Below are 25230 nucleotides of genomic sequence, written 5' to 3'. Positions count from 1 at the left end.
TCTGTGAAAGGGGCTCTTTTTTGTATAAATAAATAGCGATTTTATACAATCCTGAGAGATGACAACTGGTTAAAAGGGTAAGGAAGAAGTGAAGGGGGTCGCAGCACGTTGATAGAGCTTAAGCAGTTAACCAAGCATTATGGCAAAGGTAACCGACGCGTTAATGCGCTGTCTGGGTTGAATCTTTCTATAAAGCGTGGAGAAATATTCGGGGTGATTGGTCACTCCGGGGCGGGGAAAAGTACATTGATCCGCTGTATTAATTTATTGGAACGCCCTACTTCAGGTGAAGTATGGGTAGACGGGGTAAACCTCACCACTGTGAGTCAATCCCAATTACAAATGCAGCGCCGAAAAATCGGAATGATTTTTCAGCATTTTAATTTGTTGTCCTCGGCGACGGTGTATGACAATATTGCATTTCCATTGCGGCTGGTAAACACGCCCAAGCAGAAGCTGGACAAGAAGGTTCGTGAACTGCTGGAATTGGTGGGTCTCGAAGAACACAGTGGAAAATATCCGTCACAGCTCTCAGGTGGACAGAAGCAACGGGTAGGAATTGCACGGGCGCTGGCTAGTGATCCTCATGTATTGCTGTGTGACGAAGCGACTTCAGCGCTTGATCCGCAGACGACGGGGTCTATCCTGAAATTGCTGCTGGATATTAATCAGCGCTTTAATTTAACCATCGTACTGATTACACATGAAATGCATGTCATTCAAAGCATCTGTGATAAAGTTGGCGTCATTCATCAGGGCGACATCGTGGAGCAAGGTCCGGTGGCGGAAGTATTTTTGAAGCCGCAGCACCAGGTAACCAAGGACTTTATTCAACGGGAGTCAGAACATCCCGAGGAGCTGCAAGCAGCGATTGCGGCAGCGGGTGGCGGCGAGTCGGCGCAGGTGGTGCGTATCTCCTTCTTGGGCAGCAAAACATATGATGCGATTCTGTCGCGTACGGCTCGAAGTACTGGTGTTGATTTTGCGATCTTGCAGGGAACTATATCTACGATTAAAAATGTACCCTATGGACAGCTAATCGTTCGTTTTGAAGGAAATCATGAGGATATAGAGCATACGTTGCGCGAAGTGTCTGGGCAAGGGCTTGATGTGGAGGTGATTGGACAATGAGCGAACTTGATTTTTCACAAGTGAGTTGGGAAGAGCTAGGGAATTCTACGCTGGAAACCCTTCAGATGCTTGGGGCATCTGCATTGTTCACCCTCGTTATTGGTTTGCCGCTTGGTATATTATTGTTTCTGGCGAGCCGCTCCTCGTTGACTCTGATGAAGGTGATATACATTGTATTATCATTTATCGTTAACATTTTACGTTCCGTACCCTTTATCATTTTGATCGTTGCACTTATTCCTTTTACACGATCGCTGGTAGGTACCTCGACCGGGGTGCTGGGAACCATTCCGCCATTGGTTATCGGGGCTGCCCCATTCTTTGCACGTCTTGTCGAAACGTCTCTGCGTGAAGTGGACAAGGGCGTCATTGAAGCCGCACAAGCGATGGGTGCCTCGACAGGACAAATTATCCGGCGTGTGCTGTTACGTGAGGCACTTCCGGGTCTGCTCGCTGCATTAACCATTACCGTCGTTACACTCGTATCCTACACGGCAATGTCCGGGATGATCGGGGGCGGTGGACTAGGTACACTGGCTATCAACTACGGCTATTATCGTTATGAAACGGCTGTAATGATCGTTGCGGTCGTGCTGATGGTTGTATTGGTACAATTGCTGCAAATGGCGGGAGATCGCCTCGTGCGGCATTATACTCGAAAATAGGGAAAACATATAGATATCCTTATTGATCAGGACGTTTGCTCCTGAATATTACAAATTATTGGAGGGGTAATAACATGAAGAAATGGGTATTGGCTGTATTAAGCTTGACATTAATTGCGGTGCTGGCTGCTTGCGGTACAAAGAGCACAACATCGGATACAAACAATGCGAACGAAAATACAGGCGGATCACCACGTGAAGTGGAGCTGAAAGTTGGAGCTTCTCCTGTGCCACATGCGGAAATTTTGGAAGCAATCAAGCCTCAGTTGGAAAAAGAAGGGGTTCGCCTCCAAGTCGTTCAGTTTAACGACTATGTACAGCCGAACGTTCAATTGTTTGACAAGCAGCTGGATGCTAACTTCTTTCAACATGTACCTTACTTGGATGTGATGAACAAAGAGCGCAAAATGGATTTGGTTTCTGTGGGCGCGGTTCACCTGGAGCCTTTCGGCGTCTACTCCCAAAAATATAAAAAGCTTGATGAACTTCCAGATGGCGCAACCGTAGCCATTCCGAACGATGCGACAAACGGAGGCCGTGCTTTGCTGTTGTTGGAGAAACAAGGTCTGATCAAGCTGAAAGACGCAAGCAACATTGAAGCTACAGTAAAAGATATTACTGAAAATAAGAAAAACCTGGAATTCAAGGAGCTTGAGGCGGCTATGCTGCCACGTCAGTTGCCTGAAGTGGATATTGCGTTGATCAACACGAACTACGCTTTGGAAGCGAAGCTGAACCCTACGAAGGATGCACTGGCACTGGAAGACAAGGATTCTCCATATGCTAACGTTCTGGTAGCACGTCCTGATAATAAGGATTCCGAAGCGATTCAGAAGCTGCTTAAAGCTTTGCAATCTCCAGAAACTAAAAAATTCATTGAAGATAAATACCAAGGCGCAATTATCCCGGCATTTTAAGTAGGGAACGAGAACGCATTGCACGCAACCCCCAGATTCTCTTGAACAAGAGGACTGGGGGTTTCTTTTTGGATGGAGTTGTAGGGGAAGCTTAAATATTTTATACTTGGGGGTGACCGTTCTCTGTGAACAGGAGGAAAATTGTTGAGAGATAAAGTCGCATTCATAACGGGCAGTGCCAAAGGTTTAGGTAAAACGACCGCTCTGCGTCTGGCGGATGAAGGCTGTAATATTGCACTGAATTATGTGCATAGCCAAGCAGAAGCTGAAGCGCTTAAGCGGGTGATTGAGTCTAAGGGAGTACGCTGCTTGTCTTTACAAGGGGATATCTCTGTTCAGGAAGATATTAAGAGGCTGATTGGTGAAGTACAGGATCGGCTAGGCGGAGTCGATATTATGGTGAACAATGCCGGACCGTTCATCCGGGAACGCCGTCTGTTTGCGGATTACAGTGTAGCTGAGATTCATGCCATGATACAAGGGAATCTGGTCGGTACCATGTTGCTGGATCATTTGGTATTGCCCCACATGCGTAGCCAACAATGGGGACGTATTATTCATTTTGGCTTTGGTCATGCTGGAGAAGCAAGGGCTTGGCCGCATCGAGCCGTCTACGCAGCCGCCAAGGTGGGACTGGTGTCTTTTACGAAATCACTGGCTGTGGAGGAAGCTCCTTATGGCATTACGGTCAATATGATCTGTCCAGGGGATATTCGAGGAGCAAATAAGGAAATGTCAATCGCCGATGTCATCGGCATGCAGGATAAAGAGACACCGCGTGGACGTCCGGGGAGCGGAGAGGACATTGCGCGAGTGATCGCCTATTTGTGTGAGGAGCATTCGGATTTTATAACAGGTAATATTATGGATGTATCGGGAGGATTGGACCCCATTCGGCCAACCATATAAGCTTGAGTGCTCCCTCAGACGCTGTAACACAAAAAAGAGTCTTGAGCTTCGTTACCGAAGTCAAGACTCTCATGATCATTATGCATCAAGCATTAGAATACTTGTACCACTTCTTGGACGCCGTCGACTTCTTCGAGAAGAGCACGTTCAATCCCTGCTTTCAGCGTGATCGTGGAACTTGGGCAACTGCCGCAAGCGCCTACCAGCTTCAGCTTAACGATGCCGTCTTCAACGTCAACCAGCTCAACGTCGCCACCATCGCGTTGCAGGAACGGACGGAGCTTATCCAGTACATCAGCTACTTCATCATACATTTGAACGCTTTGTGTTTCGCTCATTAGAATTCAACTCCTTTCCTATACCTTTATTATTATATTACAAAGCGGGCCAAATTAAAATGCCCGTCATCCAAAGCAGGTGAAAAAATGTTAAGACCTATTATTGAGTTTTGCACCAGTAATATGCATTGGGGTACCGATGAAATCATGTCCAAGCTGGAACAGAATCCAGATTATGATGTGATTGAATACGGCTGCCTAAGCAATTGCGGTCAGTGCAACGCCGAACCCTATGCGATGGTCAACGGCGAGATTGTATCCGCAGATTCAGCAGAGCTTCTGTACGAAGTGATTATGAACAAAATTAAGGAAGCTGAAGCATGGGATAACCTAGATTTGGATTGAAAGGCTCTGTTAGCCAGCTCCTTTTTGTAGAGAATATACATGATGCAAACACTCAAGAAACAAAGAAGACCTGCTCTGAGAGCGGGTCTTCTTTGTTTCTTGAGCATACGTTTATCCAAAATGGCGTTTGGACTTCCAGAGCACACCGCTTTTAAGCAGGCGTGGTACTCGTCCGCGCAATGAGGTACTGCCCATAAAGCCATAGCCGAACCCGGCCTTCTTGCCAAGTGCGCCTAATGTACCACGCAGCTTTAAAGGATGCGGATGAGGCGTTTGACCTTTCCACAGGTCGCGTACAATGTGTGCGATCTGCTCCCCTTGCACTTCTGCCGCTTGAGCGCTTGGAGAGTAGGGAAGGCTCGCACAGTCTCCGACCACATACACCTCAGGATGGTCCGGTATTTGATAATATTCGTTGAGCACGATGCGGCCCTGAGGATCTTTAGGGACAGCTAAATCCTGCACAATTTTTACCGGCTGAATCCCGGCCGTCCATACGACTGCATCCGTTACAATTTGCTCGTCACGGTTATAAATAGCCCCCGGCTCAATACGGGAAACCGCAACATGATTCAGGGCATTAACCTGATGCTCCTTGAACCAAGCATGTACATAGGCAGACAAACGTTGCGGGAATGCCGACAGCACCCGCTCGCCCCGATCCATAATGGTAATATTCAAATCTGTACGGCTTTCACGTAACTCCGCAGCAATCTCAACACCGCTAAGACCGCCGCCTACAATATGGACATGTCCATATGGCTTGATTTCGTTCAAGCGCAGATAGGTTTGGCGGGTATGGTTAAACGACTGGATCGTACAGCTGTGTTCTTCAGCCCCCGGTGTATTGTGAAAGCGGTCGGTACAACCCAACGCAATGACAAGCTGGTCATAGGACAAGGGTTCACCGTCTTGAAAATGGACCATTTTATTCTCCAGATCCATCGAGGTGACCTCTCCATATTTGCGAATAAGACGTTGCTCATCTGGAAAATGCACCCGTAAATCAAAGTCAGAAACCGTACCAGCCGCGAGGGCATAATACTCTGTTTTTAACCCCTGAAAGGGCATTCGATCCACTAAAATAACTTGAACATCGTCGGGAATGTGTTTATCCAGCAATTCTTTGGCAATGGTAAGGCCGCCATAGCCGCCCCCCAGAATAACGAAATTTTTCATCAAAATCCGCCTTCCTTTCGCTACCGTGTCCCCGGCAAATGGTCTGGTGTCTCGTTGATCTAACACAAGTTTTTGTTGTTATAAAACCCGAGAATCGGGCCTGCCTTTGGCAGGCAGACCAGCGTATTCCGAGGCAGCATGATGCTGCATGGTGTGAGTAATGGGGATGAAATGCTCGCGGGAAATCTGAATCCGATATTACATTTATTCGAAAACTTCGATTTCGTTATAGAAGGTGTCCCGTTCAACAGGTATGCGTCCGGCACCTTTGACCAGCCAGATCAGCTCTTTACGGGTCAATCCGGCAGGGGTCAAAGCACCTGCGGCGTGGCTGATCTGCTCGCGCACAATCGTGCCATGCACGTCTGATGCGCCAAAGGTGAGAGCGACCTGCGTCAATTGCGGGCCAATATTAATGAAGTAAGCTTTGACATGGTCGATATTGTCCAGCATCAGGCGGCTGATCGCAATGGTTTTGAGATCCTCGTAAGCGGAGTTCCGGCGCATGATGTTGGCGTTTTTGCTTTTCGGCTGCATGGACAGTGGAATAAATACCATAAATCCGTTCGTTTCGTCCTGCAATTCACGAATTTGCAGCATATGTTCAATACGATCCTGATACGATTCGACCGAACCGTACAGCATGGTCGTATGAGTTTTCATGCCGAGATTGTGGGCCGTGCGATGTACTTCGAGATAGCGGTCCACGTTGGCTTTCGTAACACGCATCTTCTTCCGATATTCGTCGGACAAGATTTCTGCGCCACCACCAGTCAGGGATTGAAGTCCAGCCTTTTGCAGCTCCTGAAGCACTTCTTTAATACTCAAGCCGCTTATGCGTGTGAAAAAGTCAATTTCCGCTGCTGTGTAAGCTTTCAGTGTAACGTGGGGATATTTTTCATTCAGAGCCTTCAATGAGTCTACATAGTATTGGAAAGGCACATGATTATTATGACCACCGACGATATGGAATTCTCTTACTCCCGGATGGATGTGTTGCTCTACATAATCAATCATTTCCTGCCCGGACAACGTATAAGAGCCGTCCTCCCCCTGATCCTTGCGGAAATTGCAGAACGCGCAGCGCGCTTCGCATACATTGGTGAAGTACAGGCTCATGTTTTCGATAAAATAAACCTTTTTTCCGTTCTTGCGTAAATTAGCTTCGTTAGCCAACTGTCCCAGTGTGAGGATATCGTCAGTTTCATACAAATATATTCCGTCTTCAAGGTTCAAACGAATACCGTTCTGTACCTTTTCTACAATTTCCGCCATTCTGCGGTCTGTAAAAGGTGTAACTAATGTGGACATGCCTATTCCTCCTTCAAGTTGCTCTGTGCGAGGCTGTCCGCCAAATCAGCGGCACAAGCGCTAAGTGCGCACAGGATGTCCCGTTCCGTCGGTAAGAATCCGGCAGCGCGGATATACGATATGTGAAAAATGTTACAATGCCAGGCTACAATGATGAATATCTCAAAATATCGCCTTTGAAATGACAAATTTCCGACAGTTTCTTTTACACACTCTTCACCTATTATAAACCTCACACCACCGGTGTTCAATACAAACGAATAGAAAAACAGGTCTTTAAGCCTGTAAGGGAAGGACATTCCATGACTTGAGCACGTGCAAATAGTGGAGTATACTGAAGGAGAACATGAAGTAAAAGAGGAGGATGGAGCTATGATTAACATCACCGATTCCGCTGCTGAGCGTTTGAAGGATATGCTGGAGCAGCAGGAAACGCCGAATATGTTTTTACGTCTGGGTGTTACTCCGGGCGGTTGCACCGGATTTTCGTATGCAATGGGCTTTGACGACAACGAGACGGATCAGGATATATATATGAACGTACAGGATATGAAGATTGTAGTGGAAAAGGAAAGCATCCGCTACCTGGACGGTCTGGAAATCGACTTTGAAGAGTCTGGAATGTCAGGCGGCTTCACGATTCATAATCCGAATGCTGTAGCTACATGCGGCTGCGGTTCAAGCTTCCGTACGGCTACGGATGCCGGAAAACCGAACGAAGAGCCTTGTTAAGATAGTTTAAAAGGGTACAATGAAAATGAATTGTCTGCAAACCTTCATGATGGGGTGTTAGCAATTCGAAAATGTAAATCAAGACCTCCAGAACGGTATAGTCACGTACTATATTCGTCCTGGAGGTCTTTTTAATGTGTAAAGATTACTTTACTTAAGATCATTATCACTACGTGTAGATTGGACAAATTTACTCAGGGCATTAAAAAAGGCAAATGCAACTGTAAAAAGTAAAAGAGCTACGGGTTTAATCTCAATCTCAGAAAAAACACTATATAAAACTAAAAATGCAAAAAAGAGTACTGAGCTATTTACGTTTTGTTTTGTATAAATAGATTTTATAAAATTCATTGTATCACTCTCCAATTTGATTATAAGAATTCAAAACATATAGTATAAGTAGCTTATTAACAAAATAGAAGTTAACTTAATATATATACCATAATGCGAATGTATTTAATGAACGACTTCTTATACATAAATTACAGTATTGCATACAAACCTCCAGGACTTGTCGAATGAAAGTTCACATTATTTAAATTAGAGTTTTACTTCACTAAAATTTCAAGTATAGGAACTTACAATTACAATTCTGAGGGGGTGAAAGTATATATGAGCAATCCAGTTGGCTTAAAAAGAGTTGTCATGGTATATGGACCTGATGATGATCCTCATATGTATGAATTATTTGAGGGAGTTCTGTATGATCGTAGCTATTTCTTTTATCTTGAACAAGGGATATTGTGTCTGCGGCATGTACGAAAGATAGATCAACCGGATCATCCATATCTTTATGTGGATGGGGAAAGTGGGGGCCTCCAACTAGCGAAGAATATGCAGCGTGAGATTATGGAAGTCGTTACAGAACTGATCGAGCGTTTGCGTAGTAAGGATGGACTGGCGTTTTTACTGGATGAACTGCTATGGCTACATGGTCGAAGTCATATTGAACTTAACCTCGTAAAAAATAAAGGATGACATATTTCTGTTGGGAACTATCAGCTGTAACTATATTATGCTTCATTTGAGAAAGAATCTGTTAATATGGTTGCTGTGTTCAGTGACGCTATTTATCAATCATTCATTTTTTAATCATATGATTTGTAACCTTCCCCTATGGAGTTGGCACTTAAGAATAAGAACACGAAAGAAAAGAGGCTAGGGACGTATGAGGGAGTGGGTTGAAAAGGCGCGGCTAGGGGATGCGGAAGCGTTTGGGCAGCTGATGCTGCATTTTCGCGGAATGGCATATGCCGTGTCCTATGACATGCTGAAGGATGTCCATCTCGCGGAAGATGCCGTGCAGGATGCGTTCATAGAGGCTTATCAGAATCTGGAGAAGCTACAGAACCCGGCAGCTTTTCCAGGCTGGTTCAAGACCATTGTCGTAAGACAGTGCCAGCGGACGCTGCGGCGCAAGCATCATTCGATGCTTCCTCTGGATGAGGCTGTGCAGGTATCGGGAGGAGTACCGGGTTTGGTAGAAATTGCAGAGCGTAGGGAGGAGAGCCAAGTTCTGCAGCAATCGGTGAAGGCACTGTCTGCAAAGCTGCGCGTGCCTCTGCGGCTGTTTTATTTTTACGGTTACTCTCTTCAGGAAATTTCCGATTATTTGGGCACTCCGGTCCCGACGCTTAAGAAGCGGCTGCACGATGCCCGCCGAAAATTGAAAGGTACACTCCCGGTGGCCGACCTCGTCTCCGTGTTCAATCATTTGTATGAGGGAGGGCAAAACATGCTACATATTGTTAACGGTGATGTTGTAGGTGACATGTTGAAGCAGGGTGTTGTAAAGGGTGACGTGCTTGTATGGAGAGAGGTATATCCGGCAGGGCCGATATTTGCAAATCCAGCGGGGGCGGAAGAACGGGCATTGCGGGCCAGGGTGTTGGAAGAAACGATGGGTATTCCGGCCAGCGAATATATTGTGGGTTGTGAGGAACAAGAGCAGAAACTTCGTAAATTTATCAAGTATGATGAAGTCGTATTGTGGTTTGAACATGACCTGTTTGATCAGAGCATGCTCGCCTATCTGCTCCACTGGTTCAAGAAACAGAAACTGGGCCATACGAAGCTGAGCCTGCTCTGTATTGGGGAGTTTCCGGGAATCGAGCGATTTCATGGACTGGGACAGCTCACTCCGGCACAGCTTCAGACATTATCCGGGACCTGGCGAACTATTGAACGGCAAGAAATGGAGCTCGGAAGCGAGCTTTGGCAGGCGTATGCTTCTCCTGATCCTGCTCAAATGGCTAATCTGTTGGAAGACAAGAAGGCAGAACTGGCAGCATCTGGCCTACCTTTTGCCTATGAAGCCTTCAAAGCACATCTCAAGCGGTTGCCCTCGGAGCGGAATGGTCTTGGCATTGTGGAACAGACCACGCTTCAGACCGTTCATAATGGAGTGGATACGCCATTGGAATTATTTCGTCAGGTAACAGACGTTCTGCATGTGCTCGGCATGGGTGATCTCGAATACTGGAAATTTATTCGTGCTTTGGTGCAAGGTGAACATCCTTTGCTGATGATTGACGGGGATGAGGCTGGCTTGAATTTCAGACAAATTCCGGATTTTCTGAACCGAAAGGTAATTCTGACAGAGTTGGGTAAAGAGGTACTGAATGGATCAGCGGACCGCATTGCAGTTCAAGGGATCGATGAGTGGTTTGGGGGGCTGCATCTCCATGGACATGAGGTTTCTTGGCGCTGGGATGATGTAGCCGGAGAATTGGTGGTCCGACATTGAACAAGCTGTAGCAGTAAATAGCTTAACGTGCGAAGGAGTTTTCCGTTTATGGAAAACTCCTTTTTATTTTTTTAGTACACCATATTAAAACAAGAAAAATCACCGGGAATAGGTTAGGAACTTAGCTATCCGGTCCAATGAATTGAGTTTCCTGTATATGAATAGACCTCCTTATGATCATAATCCAATGCTTCTACTGCTTCGAATCTGTAAACAGCTCCTGCGCGGTCCGCACAAATAACTGTACAGCAAGTGAAGCATTGTGCAGGGACGGTACAGCTATACCGATTTGACGTGTGATCAGAGGCGAGGTTTCCTTGACGGTCAGATTATGAGGGAACGTGGATAAGGCAAGTGAAGAAACAATACCCATCCCTAGTCCCTGTCGAACCATGCTGACCAAGGTGCTGATATTATGAGTAATGAACTGTGCCTGCAACTGACTTTTCTCGCGTTCAAAACCTTCCATAATGGCGACCTCATGTCCACCTTTACAAAAGATCATATCCTGCTGATTCAAGTCTCGAATGGCGATTTTATTGTGCGATTGCAAAGGGTGACCGTCTGGCAGGAGAATAACCATGTCATCCTGACATAAAGGGATGACATCTACCTGAGGGTCTGGCAACAGGATGATACCCGCCTCGATTTCTCTGGTATGCACCCACTCCTTGACTTCATTCGTGGAGCCTTCATGTAGATCGAAAACAAGGTTCGGATAATGCTGACGAATATGATGAATAATCGGGGGCAGAAAATAGGCTGAAGCAGAAGGAAAGGCACCGATCGTGATTGTGCCCACGTCTAGACCTTTTTCAGCAGCCACCTGCTGCTGTACCTTTTCCATGCTTTGCAGCATCATCCGGAATTCCAGCAGTACTTTGTGACCGATATCGGTCAGCAGCACTCCTTTTTTTCGGTCTCGCAGCAATAGCTGGACATCCAGTTCGTTTTCGATGCTGGCGATGGCATGGCTGACCGCGGGCTGCGTCATATGCAGCTCATGGGCAGTTTGGGTGAAGTTTAGCGTTTCAGCTACGCGAACGAAGATCATAATTTGAGTAATGGTCATAAGTGAAAAGTTATCTCCCTTATTGAAAATATTCATTTTATTTATTAGTGACCACAGTATACGCTAGTAAAGCAAAACTTTGCAAACGGCTATTCAGATTGTAGACGTAAAGCAATGAGCGATAAATCTAAGGGAGAGAAGACATCTATGAAAAAATTAACACCTAAAGCTACGCTGTGGCTTGTCTTGATATTAGTGATGGTATGGGGGATCAACTGGCCGTTGACCAAGCTGGCTTTGCCAGATGCGCCGCCGATATTTTTTTCAGGACTCCGTACCCTACTGGGTGGTGTGATTCTGCTGTTGTTCGCTATGCGTCATCGGGAAACCTTACGCTTTAGACAGAATGGGTGGACTTATCTGGTGCTGGCCATATTTAATATTGCAGGCTACTATGGCTTGCAGACGGTAGGGTTGCGTTATTTGCCTGCTGGGTTATTTTCCACTTTAGTATTCCTTCAGCCGATCCTGTTGGGATTATTCTCCTGGATGTGGTTGGGGGAGCGTATGTTTCCCCTGAAGGTCATTGGACTGGTGCTGGGTTTTGGCGGAGTGATCGTGATTAGCTCTGGTGGAATGGCAGGGCATTTATCGGTACTGGGCATTGTGTTGGGGCTAGCTTCAGGACTGTGCTGGGCGCTCGGAACGATTTATATGAAGAAAAAAAGCCAACAGTTGGATTCCATTTGGGCGGTGACGATGCAGCTCGTTTTGGGAGGGATTATACTTAATGGCATTGGATTTACGACCGAGAAATGGAGCGATATTCACTGGACGACCTCCTTTATCGCAATTTTATTGTTTATTTCGATATTCGTGATTGCGATGGGCTGGATGATTTATTTTAAACTAATCGACAACGGAGATGCGGGAACCGTCGGCTCCTATACGTTTATGATACCGGTGTTGTCCACGGTCTTTAGTATGGTAATGCTCAAGGAATCACTTACTTTGACGTTTGTTGTGGGGCTGGTGCTGATTGCAGGCAGTGTGTATCTGGTAAATATTAAAGAAAGAATAGAGTTATCCCACTAAGTATCAGAACGGTGAGACATTTGAGGATTAACGGGAGCGATGGATCAAGAAGAACTTCAATAACTTCTTTCATGCACGCATATTGGAAGCACCAATATAGCGTGCTTTTTTGACTATGATTTTCAAAGAACTCATTTGCTATGCTATTCAAGATCATCGAAAAAATTTAAATTTATGGTAGAGGTTGTCGTACAAAATTAGCTAACAAGATATGATGTTATAAAAAAACATTAGAATAACAAAATATTTTTAAAGATTTTTGTGTTTTTTATGTTTTTCGTCCTTATGTAAAAAATGAATGAATATAATTGTTTTATAGCAAAAATAGAGATGATAAAAGAAGCTTGGTATTCAATATCACTAATTTGTTATTTTAATAGAATGTTTGTTTTTTAAATAATCATTGTATTTTACAGATTTTTGTTATGCTAACAATTGACATTTAGTATAACGTAAACTAGAATGAGTAAGAATTCATTTCCCAATCACATAATTAGTTTGGAACAATTGAAAGCGTTTACCTAATATTAGGATAGAGCTCTTTTTTTGGTTCTTTTTTCTTTTCCGAATTATGGCCGGGAGGGAGAGATCATAGTACGTGCCTAAGGGATGGAAATTTGAATATATAAGCTAAGGGAGAGGTGTATGTTGAGATGCGGTTAAATAGAAATGTTGGAAACTTCGAGCAAACGGTGAATGGTAACGCTGGTTACCTGGAGGGTACAAAATGAAGAAATTATTGTCGTGTTTGATCTCGTTAGGAATGCTTGTTTATATATTGCCGACCACTATTGTAAGCGCTAACAATGATGGAGTTACTAATCTAACGCTTGATCCAACACCGTCTGCCCAATCGGATATTATTTCAGATGCTGTTTACAAAATTACGGCACAGCATAGCGGAAAAAACTTGGAAGTTGAAGGGGGGTCCAAGGATGACGGAGCGAATGTTCAACAATGGACCGATAACGGAAAGGAGCAACAGAAGTGGAGAGTGGTCGACGTTGGGGATGGGTATTATAAGCTGATCTCGCAATCTAGTGGTAAAGCATTAGATGTAGCCGGTGGTAATACCCATGACGGAGCGAACGTTCAACAATGGACCGACAATGGGAACGCTCAGCAAAAGTGGAAAATCATTGACGCTGGTGGTGGATATTATAAGCTGATCTCGCAATCTAGTGGTAAAGCATTGGATGTTGTCGGTGGTTATACCCATGACGGTGCAAACGTTCAACAATGGGCCGACAACGGTAGCGCTCAGCAAAGGTGGAGATTCACGCAGATTGATACGACAGCAGATACGACACCACCAACCGCCCCAACAAACCTCCAAAGCTCATCCAAGACGAGCACATCTGTCACTCTCACATGGACGACCTCAATAGACAATGTAGGTGTAACTGGCTACGTTATTTATAACGGAACAGATCTGATAGGCACGAGCGCCACAACAAGTTATACAGTGACGGGTCTCACTGCGAACACATCCTACAATTTCACTGTAAAAGCGAAAGATGCAGCAGGCAATGTTTCGGAACCAAGTAATGTCTTAAAAGTAACAACAAGTTCCGACTCCTCTCAAAATACAGGATTTTATGTTAAAGGTACGACGCTTTATGATGGCAAGGGAAATCCCTTTGTCATGAGAGGAATTAATCACGCTTACACTTGGTACAAAGGTCAAGAGTCGGTTGCGATACCTGCAATTGCCAAAACAGGAGCGAACACGATTAGAATCGTGCTGTCAGACGGTCAGCAATGGACGAAAGATGATTTGTCAGCGTTGCAAAACCTGATCACTTTATCAGAACAAAACAAATTGGTTGTTATCCTTGAAGTACACGATGGTACGGGAAGTGATAATGCTGCTGTGTTGAATAAAATCGCAGATTACTGGATTGAAATGAAGAGCGCACTGATTGGAAAAGAAAATACAGTCATTCTCAACATTGCGAATGAATGGTTTGGTACTTGGGATGGAAACGGCTGGGCCCAGGGGTATAAATCAGTTATTCCAAAGCTAAGAAATGCTGGCATCAAAAATACCATTATGGTTGACGCCGCTGGTTGGGGTCAATATCCGAAGTCGATTTTTGACTACGGAACGCAAGTGTTTGATGCCGATCCGCTTAAAAATACGATGTTCTCCATTCATATGTACGAATACGCTGGAGGAAATGCCGAAACAGTAAAAAGCAATATTGACAATGTATTAAACAAAAATCTAGCTCTCATCATTGGAGAATTCGGAATCAAGCATACAAATGGTGATGTTGATGAGGCCACCATTATGAGTTACGCCCAACAAAAAGGTGTAGGCTATCTCGGGTGGTCTTGGAAAGGAAATGGATCGGGTCTAGAATATTTGGATATGTCAAACGACTGGGGAGGATCGAGTTATACTGAACAAGGACGTGCCATTATTGAAGGTCCAAATGGCATCAGAGCAACATCCAAGTTAAGTACGGTTTATAGTAGCGGTAAACAGTAAAAGATTCATATTGTTGTAGTAACGGCCTTTTCTCGAAATTCTAATGGGGAAGGTCGTTTAGTTTGTCTGAAATCAAGCAAAAGCCTGTACAAATACATAGGAGCAAGGATTAGTATAAATATACTAGAATATCAAAGGAGGTCATAGTAAAATATGACTATAAGTCTGTTGAGTTAGTGGAAATGACGGTTCAAAATTATCCGCTTGGTAAGCGGGAAGGTGGTACTTTTAAACTCATCAGGGCAATAGGAGGAATCTACGTAGCATTCGGAGCCTTGGCGTATTTTATTTCTCCATTAGATGCTATATCAGATGTTATTCCGATGTTGGGTTTTACAGATGATGCGGGGGAGAAGGAATGGACAGATATACACCTACAGCGAGGGAACGCTGGCAGATGAAGCAGAGTGAGCCGCAGCAGCAGGGATGGTTGCTCGCTTTCTTTGGCTGGATTTTTGCAGGTTTGGGGTTCATATTTAGTTTTTTTGTCTTTGGAGGATTGTTGGGTGTCTTAGGTTTGGTTTTCGGAATTTTAACGAAACGAATGGAACAAAGAAACACGCAGGGTATCTTCATTATCGTAATCAGCTCCGTAGCTATTGGTATTGGACTATTGATTTTTATGATTTTTTTTGCGCAAGGTTTTGTAGAGGGTCTGAGAGAAGGGTATAATGAGCATTATTAGGTCAGGGAGGTAACAGCATTGAGCGTCATTATTTCACAGCAGATCTCGGCAACGGGCGTGAAGGAATATACGAAGGTGATGAAAACATTTGATTCCCAGTTTACACCTTTGGTTGGACAGAAAATCAGGGATACGGCATTTGGCGATATGCAATATTACGATGTCGAGGACGTATTTATTGATCTAGCGGAGAATGAATATTGGGTAATTCTACCTGCCGTTTTGCTGCATTCTGATGATATTGAGGATATACGAGACGCTGTGCGTGAGTATCGTTCACATGGTTGGGAATGTACGAAGCCTCTGTAAATGCATACCACTTGGGCATCTATACGGAAACGTCTTTCTTTTGCGAGATAGGCGTTTTTTTGTGTATTTGTGTATAAACTATTTCTAATGATTGGCATGAAAAGAAAGAATTTATGCTGAAAATGCGCAAATTGTATCATTTTTTATCATAAAACGACAAGTTGGGAAATGAAAACGGCCTTAATGTGTTATACTTAGTATATCAAAGGACAAGAGTCTAAAACGACCGGTAAGGCCCTTTCTTTGAAGAGCCTCTGAAAGGTTCAACGTTTATCCAAAATAAATGGTCAAAAGGAAAAGGGGAAATGCTAACGTGAGAGTGAATTTGAAATTTACTAACAAAGGGCAAGTTGCAGTTGAGAAGTTCAACAATGAGGAGCTTATCGAAATCTTTACCCGCTACATTAAAACGTTAAGCAAGAAGTATGATATCTCGGTTACCGTACCGGAGGATCTGAATGAGCAGATCTTGGCAGAGGGCACCGTGAAGGTCGTGTTGGATAAGATTAATTGTGACATGGACGCTTTTTTCAAGGAGCTGAGCCGGGATATCAAGGTGCCGCTGGTCAAAAGATTGGGTACCAAACTGGATAACGTATTTAAGACCGAGGTTGTGGAGCAGGAACAGAACTAAGAATAAGGATCAAGCGAGTCCGAATGAGGATTCGCCATATGAAATGATAAAACCTCCCGAATGGGGCGCACGGCTAGGCCATGTGCTCGTTCGGGAGGTTTTATATGTTTAAACTACTCTATTCAGCAGAAAAACATGCATGGCATGTCTGTCCCTTTTAACGTGTTGTTGTGGAAGTAGGGCGCAGTTGGGCTAAATCAAACGAAGGTACCAGCCCTTCCTGCGCAGCGCGACCAAGCAAAGCTTCGATGGCGGCATATCCGCTGTCGCCCAAATTGGCGGTAAAATCGTTAACATACAGGTCGATATGAGATTGGGCGACATCGGGTGAAAGCTCCTGCGCATGAGACAATACATATTCACGCGAAGCTTCTGGATGCTTCCAAGCGTATTCGACAGAGGCGCGTATCCAGTTTGTGATCGCATCCAAATCCAGCGTACGTCGGGCAATAATGGCTCCGAGCGGGATTGGGAGCCCTGTATCTTCTTCCCACCAGTTCCCCAGATCGACTTGCTTACTAAGTCCGTAGGACGGATACGTGAACCGTGCTTCATGAATAACCAGTCCGGCATCTATCTCCCCGTCACGGACAGCAGGCATGATTTGGTCGAACGGCATCACGACGATCTCGCCGACACCCCCAGGCACATGCTTGGCTGCCCACAGGCGGAACAGCAGATAGGCAGTGGAACGTTCACTCGGAACGGCTACACGCTTGCCGGACAGGGCCTCCGGGCCTTCGACGGTGGAACCTTCCTTGGTCAGTACGAGTGGCCCACAACCCCGGCCCAGTGCGCCCCCGCAAGGCAGCAGGGCATATTCATCCAGCACCCAAGGGAGTGCAGCATACGAAATTTTCATGATATCCAGTCCGTCTGGTGTGATCGCCAGATTGTTGGTGATGTCGATATCGGCAAATGTAATGTCCAGCGCGGGTGCGCCCGGAATCAATCCATGCGTCAGGGCATGGAAGACAAAAGTGTCGTTGGGACAAGGTGAAAAAGCAATTTGCATCTATATAACCTCCGTTAATGTAGAAAATGCGGCTTCCAACGCTTGCAAAGCCTCTTTGATCCGCCAGGCTGCACGGTCACGTGGACCGACAGCATTGGAAACCGTGCGGATTTCCATCGTCGGCAGTTCCAGTCTATTTGCCGCCACGGCTACGCCGTAGCCTTCCATCGCTTCGGCAGCAGCTCCGGGAACGCGCTTGGCCAGCCGTTCCGCTGTTGCCGCCGTACCGGTGGCTGTGGAGACGGTCAGGATCGGCCCCGCGACAGCCGTCTGTCCAGCGGCACGCAACGCCTGAACGATTCGCTGCGCGTTGGCAACGTTCACGGCAATTCGGCTTGAGCCGAAACCCAGCTCGTCCACGCTGCTGAAGCCCTCTGCCGTCTCTGCCCCCAGGTCGGCGGCAATGATCGCGTCAGCAACAACGACGCTCTCCAGTGCAGCGACCTCGACGAAGCCGCCACCAATTCCGGCGCTGATGACCAGACGGTAGTCACCGGCCGCCGCCAGTGCTAGCGCGGTTGAAGCCGCTGCGGACGGTGCGCCCACGCCAGCCAGCTCGACCACAAAACGGGTATCGCCTTGCAGGCCGCGCAGTACAGCTTCCCGTTCGGCTTCAACCGCGGTCATAACCAGGATGTGCCCATCTGATGTTGTATGCTCCATCGGTTGAGTCCCCTTTAAATTTAGGTAATATGCTCCCTTATCATACTGCTTTTCGAAACGATGTTCAAAAAAGTCGACAAAAAAAGCGCTCTGAGGCGCTTTTTGGAAAAACTGCAAGATTAGCAGATATGAAAAATCGATAGTTGTAAACATTAAACAATTCTAATCTGGAAGAACAGCGCAGGCATAGCATATAATAATTATATCGGCTGATCCTTCGTGATTAACTGAAACATGGTGATATTGCGGTCATAATGGCTTGGGGTTCCATCTTGATTGCGCACCCGAATCATCTCGCTACTGAATAACTCGATATATCCACAGCCAATCTCACAGTATACACCTGTAGGGTCCTCTTGCCAGACCGAAACGAGGTGTTGAGATAGCGCCGCGGTGAAAAATTCGATGTTTTTTTGCAGTACGCGTGGCGTTTTCTTGGGTTCCATAACGTAAATCCTCCCTATATCATGCCATTTGAAAATCAGCAATTGAACGTGGCTACTAAATGATTACTACACATCATAATGAACATAAACAACTGAAAAAGGAACGGTTTGTCAATCTACTCTATGAAACAGACGTAAACACTGTACCGCTTAATGCTATTTTTGTAAAGCGTCCGATTGACCTTTTCAAACATCCAGTTTGTGTTTACACACATTTTACATTGCGTTTACACTGCTGTGATGCTAGTGCGTTTCATCTAATAGTACAATAAAGGGATACTATACTGCATGAATTGATGGAGGCCATATGTTGATAGAGAGTCAGAATAAGGATAAAGCCGGGTCAGAACGTTACTTTAACCGAGATTTAAGCTGGATTGAATTTAATCGCCGTGTGCTTCAGGAAGCTCAGGATGCAGATACACCGTTGCTGGAGAGAGCCAAATTTTTGGCGATTGTATCTAGCAATTTGGATGAGTTTATGGCTGTTCGTGTTGCAGAGACGCGCGAGAAGATCAAGGCGGGTTTTATGCAAAAGGATTTTACGGGATATACCCCTTCCGGTTTGTACAAACGGCTGATCAAGCGTACCGTCTCGATGGTATCAGAACAATACCGGACCTATCGTGATATTTCTCGCCTCTTGACGAAAAAAGGTCTTTTACTGCTCGAATATGAAGACTTAAATACAACACAGCGCAAGTCGCTGGATGCATATTTTCATGAAATTATATTTCCGGTACTCACGCCGATGGCGGTCGATCAGAGCCGTCCTTTTCCACTCGTTCACAATAAATACGTATATTTAGCGGTCGTCTTGAGACGTCCCGGGGATACGGAGGAGGATAAACCGCTTTTTGCCATTGTGCAGGTGCCTTCGAATATTCCACGTGTTGTTACGGTGCCTTTGCGGTCGAACAGCAAGAAGAAATCATTTATTTTAATTGAGGAACTAATCAAGCATCACATCCAAACGCTGTTCACCGGATATGTTCCGGAGGCGGTTCATGCCTTTCGTGTTACGCGTAACTCCGATTTATCCATTAATGAAGAAGAGATCGAAGATTTGCTCGAAGAGATTGAAAAAGAGCTGCGTCGAAGACGCCGGGGGGCGCCGGTTAGACTGGAAGTAGAAAAAGGGATTCATCCCTATGCCTTGATGGAGCTTCAACGCGAATTCAAGCTGTTCGATCATGTGTTTGAGATGGACGGGCCGCTCGATCTGACGTTTTTGTCGTCTTTTGCCGATCATTTGGAGGGGTATTCGCATTTGAAATTTCCGGCAATCAAACCACTGTATCCGGAAGAACTGCCCCCACAAGAGGATATTTTCAACGTACTTCGCAAACGGGACGTGCTCGTGTACCATCCATATGAATCATTCGATGCGGTGACTGATTTTATCATTGAGGCATCAGAGGACCCGGATGTGATGGCAATCAAAATGACCCTGTACCGTGTCAACGGGGAATCGAAGCTGATTCCGGCATTGGCACGTGCAGCCGAATCGGGCAAGCAGGTAACGGTGGTGGTGGAGCTGAAAGCCCGTTTTGACGAGGAACGTAATATTGCCTGGGCGCGTACGCTTGAAAAAGCAGGCTGTCACGTAGTGTATGGGTTGGTTGGCTTGAAGACGCACGCCAAAATCATTCTTGTCATACGTCATGAGCGCAACGCGCTCAAACGATATGTGCACGTAGGCACAGGCAATTATAATGAAAGCACGGCGCGCGTGTATACGGATATCGGATTGTTTACGTCGGATCCGGTACTGGGAGAGGATGCCTCCGAACTGTTTAATGAAATTACGGGATTCTCTGCGCTCAAGACTTTGCAAGCTTTTACGGTGGCTCCAACGGGAATGAAGAACAAGCTGTTTGAACTCATCCGTAGGGAAGCTGAGCAAGCATTGGCAGGTAAGCCCGCCCGGATTATTGCCAAGATCAACTCCTTATCCAATCAAGAGATGATCGATGAACTATATGCGGCTTCCCAGGCAGGTGTGAAGATTGATCTTATCATTAGAGGGGTTTGTTGTTTGCGTCCCGGTGTGGAAGGATTCAGCGAGAACATACGTGTCATCAGTATTGTAGACCGCTTCCTGGAGCATTCCAGATTGTTTTATTTTGAAAATGGAGGGAACTCCGAGTTATTTTTGTCCAGTGCGGATTGGATGACGCGCAATTTGACCCGCCGAATTGAACTGATGTGCCCGATTTATGATGACGGGATCAAAGAAATGCTGGCAGATATTCTGCATTTATCGTTAAGGGATAATGTGAAGGCACGCCAGCTTTTACCTAACGGCAGCTATCAATTTGTGTCCAGAAACGACAAAGAGGCTCCCATTAGGAGCCAATCTGAAGCGATGAAGGTTAGAAATTGGAAGAAGGTAGAATGGACCACGACAATGTAAGGTTCCACGCCTTTTGAAAATCCTTGGCAACCGATTCTAGCTCCCGTTGTTCTAATATGGGTTCACTCTTGCTTTCCAGACGAAGATGCAGTGCGTCATCCCCAGTAGTGGGATTGATGCTGGTAATCATTCCCGACTCACTCCGATCCATGCCAATCGCGAGCTGGAGCAGCGAGCCGAGCCGATGTACACGTTCCTCGTCGGAAGGCTCCAAAATATCGGCATGTGTGCGTAGCAAACGGGGAGTCCGGTTCTTGGGATGGTAATCCGCGATCAACGCGGCTAGTACCGTTTCCCTATGGGACAGACCGCCAATGCCTGCATGTAAAATCCAGAATACGGAATTCTGGCGGAAATGATAATAATTCAAGGCAGCCCCCGTTTTGTAAAGAGTTGCTGCGGTCAGTAACAAGCGCTTGTCCATAGCAGCTGAGGTTCCGTTAGCCAATGTGTCATAAAGACGGACGGCGTACTCGTTAACCCGCTTGACATGCGCTTCGCTAACCGGGACAGCAAACGAAAGGATATTGCGAATGGATGTGATAAGCGGATTAGCTACCACGGGCTGTTCAGCGTTGACCAGCTCATGAAATAGGCCGTCTCGCAGACCCGCTCCACTGACCAAATACGCGGAGCCTTGAGCAGCTTCAAATATCGTTTTCAATATAATAAGACCCGGTACAATGATGTCGGCTCTGTCCTTGGACAGGCCGGCTGTTTTTTTGCGTTTTTCATAGGGAAGATGGGGCAGACTGCCATAGAAGTAATCGACATCTTCTATCGTCATTTCGTAATGGTGCGTCACAGGAAGTGAGTAATCCTGCCGCTTCTGATTGATTTTAGCCAAAGTACGCAGGGTTCCGCCCAGCCCGATGAATGGCAGACCCGGATTGGAGAAGATCCAATCATGATTTTGCAGTGAAGAACGGACAAAGCTCTCCATTTCCTCAATCTGCTGAGGAGACCATTCGCCATTCTTAACCTCACGTCCAAAGCGCCAATTCATATTGACGGCGCCAAAGGGAAATGACACCGTATGCAGTCGCTTTCGATCGCGGAACAGCGTAATTTCGGTACTGCCACCCCCGATGTCAATAATGATTCCGTCACTCACATTCATAGTGTTCACTACGCCCAGAAAACCGGCATAGCCTTCTTGCTCCCCGCTGAGTATTTCCAGTGTTAAATTTGTCTCCTCCGCGATCCATTGGACGATTTCGTCCGAATTCGTGGCATTGCGGATGGCTGCTGTTGCTGCTGCACGCATACGGACAACCCCGTGCATATGGCATACCGCCATAAATTGGCGTAACAATGGAGCGATGCTTCGAATCGCCTCCCGTTCCATACGGCCGTTGGCCCCAACCTTTTCGCTCAGTCGGGCAGCTTCTTTGCATTCCTGCACAATTCGATAGGCTCCTGTCTCTGTCATTTCATAGATCACCAGACGTATGGAGTTTGAGCCAATGTCCATGATGCCAATTTTGCTATTCATGAGTTGACCTCCTTGTTGAAAAAACGATTTGCCGGTAATTTCCGTTGCTCCGTGCAAATGGTAGTAGATTATTGTCATTGTACCAGTGATGTTCGGTGCATGCTACCGTTCGCCATGATCTTGTCGAAATAGGCACATGCCGCGGACAATCATCCAAGAATAGAACATTCCTGTTGAGTATGTATAAGTATACCTGACGGCGAAAGGAGAGGGTTAGATGAGACAACTTGCAAGCAAATGGCTAAAGACGAAGGCGCTGCTCCACCATCCACATACCGCCGTTTATATACCGGAAACCTGTCTATATAGTGAAGAACAATTGCGCATGATGCTGCGGCGGCATGCTTTTGTATTTATAAAACCTGTGAAAGGAGGCGGAGGAGTCGGAGTCATGCGTGTGGCAAAGGAGCGTAGGGGATACACCTGTACGCGTATGGAGCACACGCACCGGTTCAGTCATTTTAAAGCGCTTGTAATCGGAATTAATAAGCTCAGAATCCAACGTCCATATCTCATTCAACAAGGCATCCAACTGGCAAGTATTCAAGGTAGACCTGTCGACTATCGAGTCAAAGTTGTGAAGGAAGGGCAGAGATGGGTTTTCCGTGCGGTGGTTGCACGTCATGCTCGGCCTGGGCTGGTCATTACGAATCTGTGCAAAGGGGGAACTTTGCTGAAGGGAACAGAGGCGCTTCGGATGATATATCCCCGGCGGCTTGCTACTCAAAAGCGGCGAGAGATCATTGAACTTACACGACGCTGTATTCCTGTACTGGAAAGAAGATTTCCTGGGATCGGACAACTGGGATTTGATTACGGGCTTGATCAGAGTGGACGGGTATGGATTTTAGAGGTTAATACAAGACCGCAATAAATTTCTGATTTCTTTAAAAAAATTCCAATATAATCTATTAACAAGACGCTAAATATAATATATTTGTATAAATAATAAAAATATTTTTTTTGTGTTCGAGCGTCAAAATTCTGTGTATAAATATTGTCCACATTATCCCCTGTCACATATATGGGTTAACGACACTTACCAACAATTTATACACAGGATTTCCACAATTGACTGTGGATAACAGAACGCTTGTTCCGATTTTGGTATTTTGATAGAATAGATTTTGAAATAAAAGGAAAGGTTGTGTCGAGGATGGCTATGCTGACGGATGAAATGCTTTTGGATTCCTATCAGATGGCAATCGAGCTTAAACTTGAATGTGACTTCATTGCACTGTTGCTGGCTGAGATTCACAAAAGAAATCTAGAGATGAATACAGCCGTAGTCCTTCATTAGACCGGACAAGCTCTCGTACTGCGACTGTAAAGTCATTCAGGGTTCGGATGACTTTACGGACAATCACTGCAACGAATAGGCACACCGTAAAAAAGGGTATTTCACTCCAAAGAATCAAATTTGGAGTAAAATACCCTTTTTTGTCATAGTCTAAACTAGACTACAATTTCATGTTACTGCTGTGCCCGGGAGACAACTTGGCATCTGGATCTACATAGACCTTGGCGTTGTTGACTGCCGTAGGAGCTTCACCAAAGCCGACCGCAATCAGCTTGAGCTTGCCTGGATAGGTCGTAATGTCCCCTGCGGCGAAAATGCCGGGAATATTTGTTTCCTGGCGAGAGTCGACCACGATAGAGTTACTTTCGATTTCAATTCCCCATTCAGCAATCGGGCCAAGTGTGGATACAAATCCAAAGTTAACGATCACATCGTCCACTTCAATTTCCTGTGTTTCTTTGGTTTTTACATGAGCAAGAGTGACTTTAGTAATCGTGTCTTCTCCATGCAATTCTGTAATTTCCGTTGGTGTAATAACGTTTACTTTGGAAGCGAGGAGGTTTTCGACACTGTGTTCATGCGCACGGAATTTGTCACGGCGGTGAATCAATGTAACCTGTTCTGCAATCGGTTCCAGCATAAGTGCCCAGTCTACAGCAGAGTCACCACCACCACTGATAAGCACTTTTCGGCCTGCAAATTTGCTCAGGTCGCTGACAAAGTAATGCAGGTTCGTTTTTTCAAAACGCTCGGCACCTAGAAGCTCCAGTCTGCGCGGCTCGAAAGCACCAACACCAGCGGTAATAATAACCGCTTTACCATGATACTCGCCACCTTTGTCTGTTTTTACAATGAAGTGGCGTTCTTCCTTTTTCTCTAACGATACGACTTTCTCTTCTAGCTGCACCTCTGGATTAAAGTGGTTCATTTGTTGAACCAAATTGTTAACCAGTTCTTGTGCAGTCACTTTAGGAAAGCCAGCAACGTCATAAATATATTTTTCAGGATAAAGGGCTGCAAGCTGGCCGCCCAGTTGGGGCATACTTTCAATTAAGGTGACGGATGCCTGACGCATTCCTCCGTAAAAAGCGGCGAAAATACCGGCTGGACCGCCTCCGATAATAATCAGATCGCGGATCTCCGCACCTGTGGATTGAGCTGTCACTCTAAAAACACCTCCGAAAGGGATAGTATGGGATTTGTAGATATTGAATCAGCCGCATAGAGGTTCAGATAGCCGCCGAACGCATGATTCACTGTTTATCATTATAAACTGCTGGGTTCCGCTTGCAAAGTTAAAGCGATTAATATTTGATGAAGACTTTTCTGTGAGTATCAATTCACCGTTTTGAGAGAACAGCTGTGAACAATTAATGATTATGATTATGTATAT

27 protein-coding genes are annotated in these 25230 nt (G+C 45.7%); 17 read left to right on the top strand and 10 right to left on the bottom strand.

Annotated features, from left to right (window positions below):
• Nucleotides 1–108 precede the first annotated feature (108 nt).
• From ACL9RM_RS14745 to ACL9RM_RS14730, 4 genes are all read left to right on the top strand, one after another.
• A complete protein-coding gene (locus ACL9RM_RS14745; protein WP_165148501.1) occupies nt 109–1131 on the top strand; it encodes a methionine ABC transporter ATP-binding protein in 1023 nt (340 codons plus the stop codon).
• Complete coding sequence (locus ACL9RM_RS14740) at nt 1128–1796, top strand: methionine ABC transporter permease (protein WP_013311839.1); 669 nt, start codon at nt 1128–1130, stop codon at nt 1794–1796. The genes ACL9RM_RS14745 and ACL9RM_RS14740 overlap by 4 nt, the downstream gene beginning before the upstream one ends.
• Nucleotides 1797–1870: 74 nt before the next feature.
• Nucleotides 1871–2713, top strand: a complete 843-nt coding sequence (locus ACL9RM_RS14735; RefSeq protein WP_250266620.1) for a MetQ/NlpA family ABC transporter substrate-binding protein — start codon at nt 1871–1873, stop codon at nt 2711–2713.
• Nucleotides 2714–2857: 144 nt separating this feature from the next.
• Nucleotides 2858–3622 carry an SDR family oxidoreductase gene (locus tag ACL9RM_RS14730; RefSeq protein ID WP_250266619.1) on the top strand — a complete coding sequence of 255 codons (765 nt, stop codon included), beginning with the start codon at nt 2858–2860 and terminating at the stop codon, nt 3620–3622.
• Between the two features lie 92 nt (nt 3623–3714).
• On the opposite strand, the gene ACL9RM_RS14725 is transcribed toward ACL9RM_RS14730, so the two are convergent.
• A complete protein-coding gene (locus tag ACL9RM_RS14725; protein WP_013311836.1) occupies nt 3715–3960 on the bottom strand; it encodes a NifU family protein in 246 nt (81 codons plus the stop codon).
• Between the two features lie 87 nt (nt 3961–4047).
• Here ACL9RM_RS14725 and ACL9RM_RS14720 point away from each other — a divergent pair, with 87 nt between their 5' ends.
• A complete protein-coding gene (locus ACL9RM_RS14720) occupies nt 4048–4305 on the top strand; it encodes a YuzB family protein (RefSeq protein WP_023990179.1) in 258 nt (85 codons plus the stop codon).
• Nucleotides 4306–4416: 111 nt separating this feature from the next.
• On the opposite strand, the gene ACL9RM_RS14715 is transcribed toward ACL9RM_RS14720, so the two are convergent.
• Both ACL9RM_RS14715 and mqnE read right to left on the bottom strand, forming a co-directional pair.
• Nucleotides 4417–5484, bottom strand: a complete 1068-nt coding sequence (locus ACL9RM_RS14715; RefSeq protein WP_061829841.1) for an NAD(P)/FAD-dependent oxidoreductase — start codon at nt 5482–5484, stop codon at nt 4417–4419.
• 204 nt (nt 5485–5688) lie between these two features.
• On the bottom strand, nt 5689–6795 hold the full coding sequence (gene mqnE, locus ACL9RM_RS14710) for an aminofutalosine synthase MqnE (protein ID WP_023990177.1): 1107 nt from the start codon (nt 6793–6795) through the stop codon (nt 5689–5691).
• A gap of 372 nt (nt 6796–7167) precedes the next feature.
• Between mqnE and ACL9RM_RS14705 the strand changes: the two genes are divergently transcribed.
• Nucleotides 7168–7527 carry a HesB/IscA family protein gene (locus tag ACL9RM_RS14705; RefSeq protein ID WP_013311832.1) on the top strand — a complete coding sequence of 120 codons (360 nt, stop codon included), beginning with the start codon at nt 7168–7170 and terminating at the stop codon, nt 7525–7527.
• A 150-nt stretch (nt 7528–7677) separates the two neighbouring features.
• Here the strand turns inward: ACL9RM_RS14705 and ACL9RM_RS14700 are convergent, their stop codons facing one another.
• A complete protein-coding gene (locus ACL9RM_RS14700; protein WP_250266618.1) occupies nt 7678–7878 on the bottom strand; it encodes a hypothetical protein in 201 nt (66 codons plus the stop codon).
• 261 nt (nt 7879–8139) lie between these two features.
• Here ACL9RM_RS14700 and ACL9RM_RS14695 point away from each other — a divergent pair, with 261 nt between their 5' ends.
• Nucleotides 8140–8505 carry a hypothetical protein gene (locus ACL9RM_RS14695; protein ID WP_250266617.1) on the top strand — a complete coding sequence of 122 codons (366 nt, stop codon included), beginning with the start codon at nt 8140–8142 and terminating at the stop codon, nt 8503–8505.
• Between the two features lie 190 nt (nt 8506–8695).
• Nucleotides 8696–10273, top strand: a complete 1578-nt coding sequence (locus ACL9RM_RS14690) for a sigma-70 family RNA polymerase sigma factor (RefSeq protein ID WP_250266616.1) — start codon at nt 8696–8698, stop codon at nt 10271–10273.
• A 193-nt stretch (nt 10274–10466) separates the two neighbouring features.
• Here ACL9RM_RS14690 and ACL9RM_RS14685 read toward each other — a convergent pair whose 3' ends face one another.
• A complete protein-coding gene (locus ACL9RM_RS14685) occupies nt 10467–11345 on the bottom strand; it encodes a LysR family transcriptional regulator (RefSeq protein WP_250266615.1) in 879 nt (292 codons plus the stop codon).
• 147 nt (nt 11346–11492) lie between these two features.
• Here ACL9RM_RS14685 and ACL9RM_RS14680 point away from each other — a divergent pair, with 147 nt between their 5' ends.
• From ACL9RM_RS14680 to ACL9RM_RS14655, 6 genes are all read left to right on the top strand, one after another.
• On the top strand, nt 11493–12380 hold the full coding sequence (locus ACL9RM_RS14680) for a DMT family transporter (protein WP_250266614.1): 888 nt from the start codon (nt 11493–11495) through the stop codon (nt 12378–12380).
• Nucleotides 12381–13143: 763 nt separating this feature from the next.
• The gene (locus tag ACL9RM_RS14675; protein ID WP_422759375.1) at nt 13144–14874 is read left to right on the top strand and encodes an RICIN domain-containing protein; all 1731 of its coding nucleotides are present in this window, start codon (nt 13144–13146) and stop codon (nt 14872–14874) included.
• 182 nt (nt 14875–15056) lie between these two features.
• The gene (locus ACL9RM_RS14670; protein WP_302058612.1) at nt 15057–15275 is read left to right on the top strand and encodes a YkvA family protein; all 219 of its coding nucleotides are present in this window, start codon (nt 15057–15059) and stop codon (nt 15273–15275) included.
• Entirely contained in the window at nt 15233–15559 is a 327-nt protein-coding gene (locus ACL9RM_RS14665; RefSeq protein WP_250266612.1) for a hypothetical protein, read from the top strand. Before ACL9RM_RS14670 ends, ACL9RM_RS14665 begins: the two co-directional genes overlap by 43 nt.
• 18 nt (nt 15560–15577) lie before the next feature.
• On the top strand, nt 15578–15868 hold the full coding sequence (locus ACL9RM_RS14660; RefSeq protein WP_013311821.1) for a hypothetical protein: 291 nt from the start codon (nt 15578–15580) through the stop codon (nt 15866–15868).
• Nucleotides 15869–16181: 313 nt separating this feature from the next.
• Nucleotides 16182–16502, top strand: coding sequence for a hypothetical protein (locus ACL9RM_RS14655; protein WP_014277849.1), 321 nt, complete (start codon nt 16182–16184; stop codon nt 16500–16502).
• A 157-nt stretch (nt 16503–16659) separates the two neighbouring features.
• Here ACL9RM_RS14655 and ACL9RM_RS14650 read toward each other — a convergent pair whose 3' ends face one another.
• From ACL9RM_RS14650 to ACL9RM_RS14640, 3 genes are all read right to left on the bottom strand, one after another.
• Complete coding sequence (locus ACL9RM_RS14650; RefSeq protein WP_250266611.1) at nt 16660–17517, bottom strand: 1,4-dihydroxy-6-naphthoate synthase; 858 nt, start codon at nt 17515–17517, stop codon at nt 16660–16662.
• Nucleotides 17518–18180: a futalosine hydrolase gene (locus ACL9RM_RS14645; RefSeq protein ID WP_250268960.1), complete on the bottom strand. Its 663-nt coding sequence runs from the start codon at nt 18178–18180 to the stop codon at nt 17518–17520. It abuts the gene before it with no gap.
• 200 nt (nt 18181–18380) lie between these two features.
• Nucleotides 18381–18626, bottom strand: a complete 246-nt coding sequence (locus tag ACL9RM_RS14640) for a hypothetical protein (protein ID WP_007431922.1) — start codon at nt 18624–18626, stop codon at nt 18381–18383.
• 307 nt (nt 18627–18933) lie between these two features.
• Here ACL9RM_RS14640 and ppk1 point away from each other — a divergent pair, with 307 nt between their 5' ends.
• Complete coding sequence (gene ppk1 / locus ACL9RM_RS14635) at nt 18934–21042, top strand: polyphosphate kinase 1 (protein WP_025724043.1); 2109 nt, start codon at nt 18934–18936, stop codon at nt 21040–21042.
• Here ppk1 and ACL9RM_RS14630 read toward each other — a convergent pair.
• Nucleotides 21002–22537 (bottom strand): Ppx/GppA phosphatase family protein, encoded by a 1536-nt coding sequence (locus tag ACL9RM_RS14630; protein ID WP_069290324.1) that lies wholly within the window; start codon nt 22535–22537, stop codon nt 21002–21004. The genes ppk1 and ACL9RM_RS14630 overlap by 41 nt on opposite strands.
• Nucleotides 22538–22754: 217 nt before the next feature.
• Between ACL9RM_RS14630 and ACL9RM_RS14625 the strand changes: the two genes are divergently transcribed.
• Together ACL9RM_RS14625 and ACL9RM_RS14620 are read left to right on the top strand one after the other, a co-directional pair.
• A complete protein-coding gene (locus ACL9RM_RS14625; protein ID WP_250260487.1) occupies nt 22755–23411 on the top strand; it encodes a YheC/YheD family protein in 657 nt (218 codons plus the stop codon).
• A gap of 282 nt (nt 23412–23693) precedes the next feature.
• Nucleotides 23694–23837 (top strand): sporulation histidine kinase inhibitor Sda, encoded by a 144-nt coding sequence (locus tag ACL9RM_RS14620; RefSeq protein ID WP_007431918.1) that lies wholly within the window; start codon nt 23694–23696, stop codon nt 23835–23837.
• Nucleotides 23838–23997: 160 nt separating this feature from the next.
• Here ACL9RM_RS14620 and ACL9RM_RS14615 read toward each other — a convergent pair whose 3' ends face one another.
• Nucleotides 23998–25002 (bottom strand): NAD(P)/FAD-dependent oxidoreductase, encoded by a 1005-nt coding sequence (locus ACL9RM_RS14615; RefSeq protein WP_250266610.1) that lies wholly within the window; start codon nt 25000–25002, stop codon nt 23998–24000.
• Nucleotides 25003–25230 lie beyond the last annotated feature (228 nt).

Origin of the sequence: Paenibacillus sp. S29, from assembly GCF_049319765.1 — a bacterium.
GTDB lineage: Bacteria > Bacillota > Bacilli > Paenibacillales > Paenibacillaceae > Paenibacillus > Paenibacillus polymyxa_B.
Note: the sequence above shows the minus strand (reverse complement) of the source record. Positions and strands in the feature narration are given on the sequence as shown.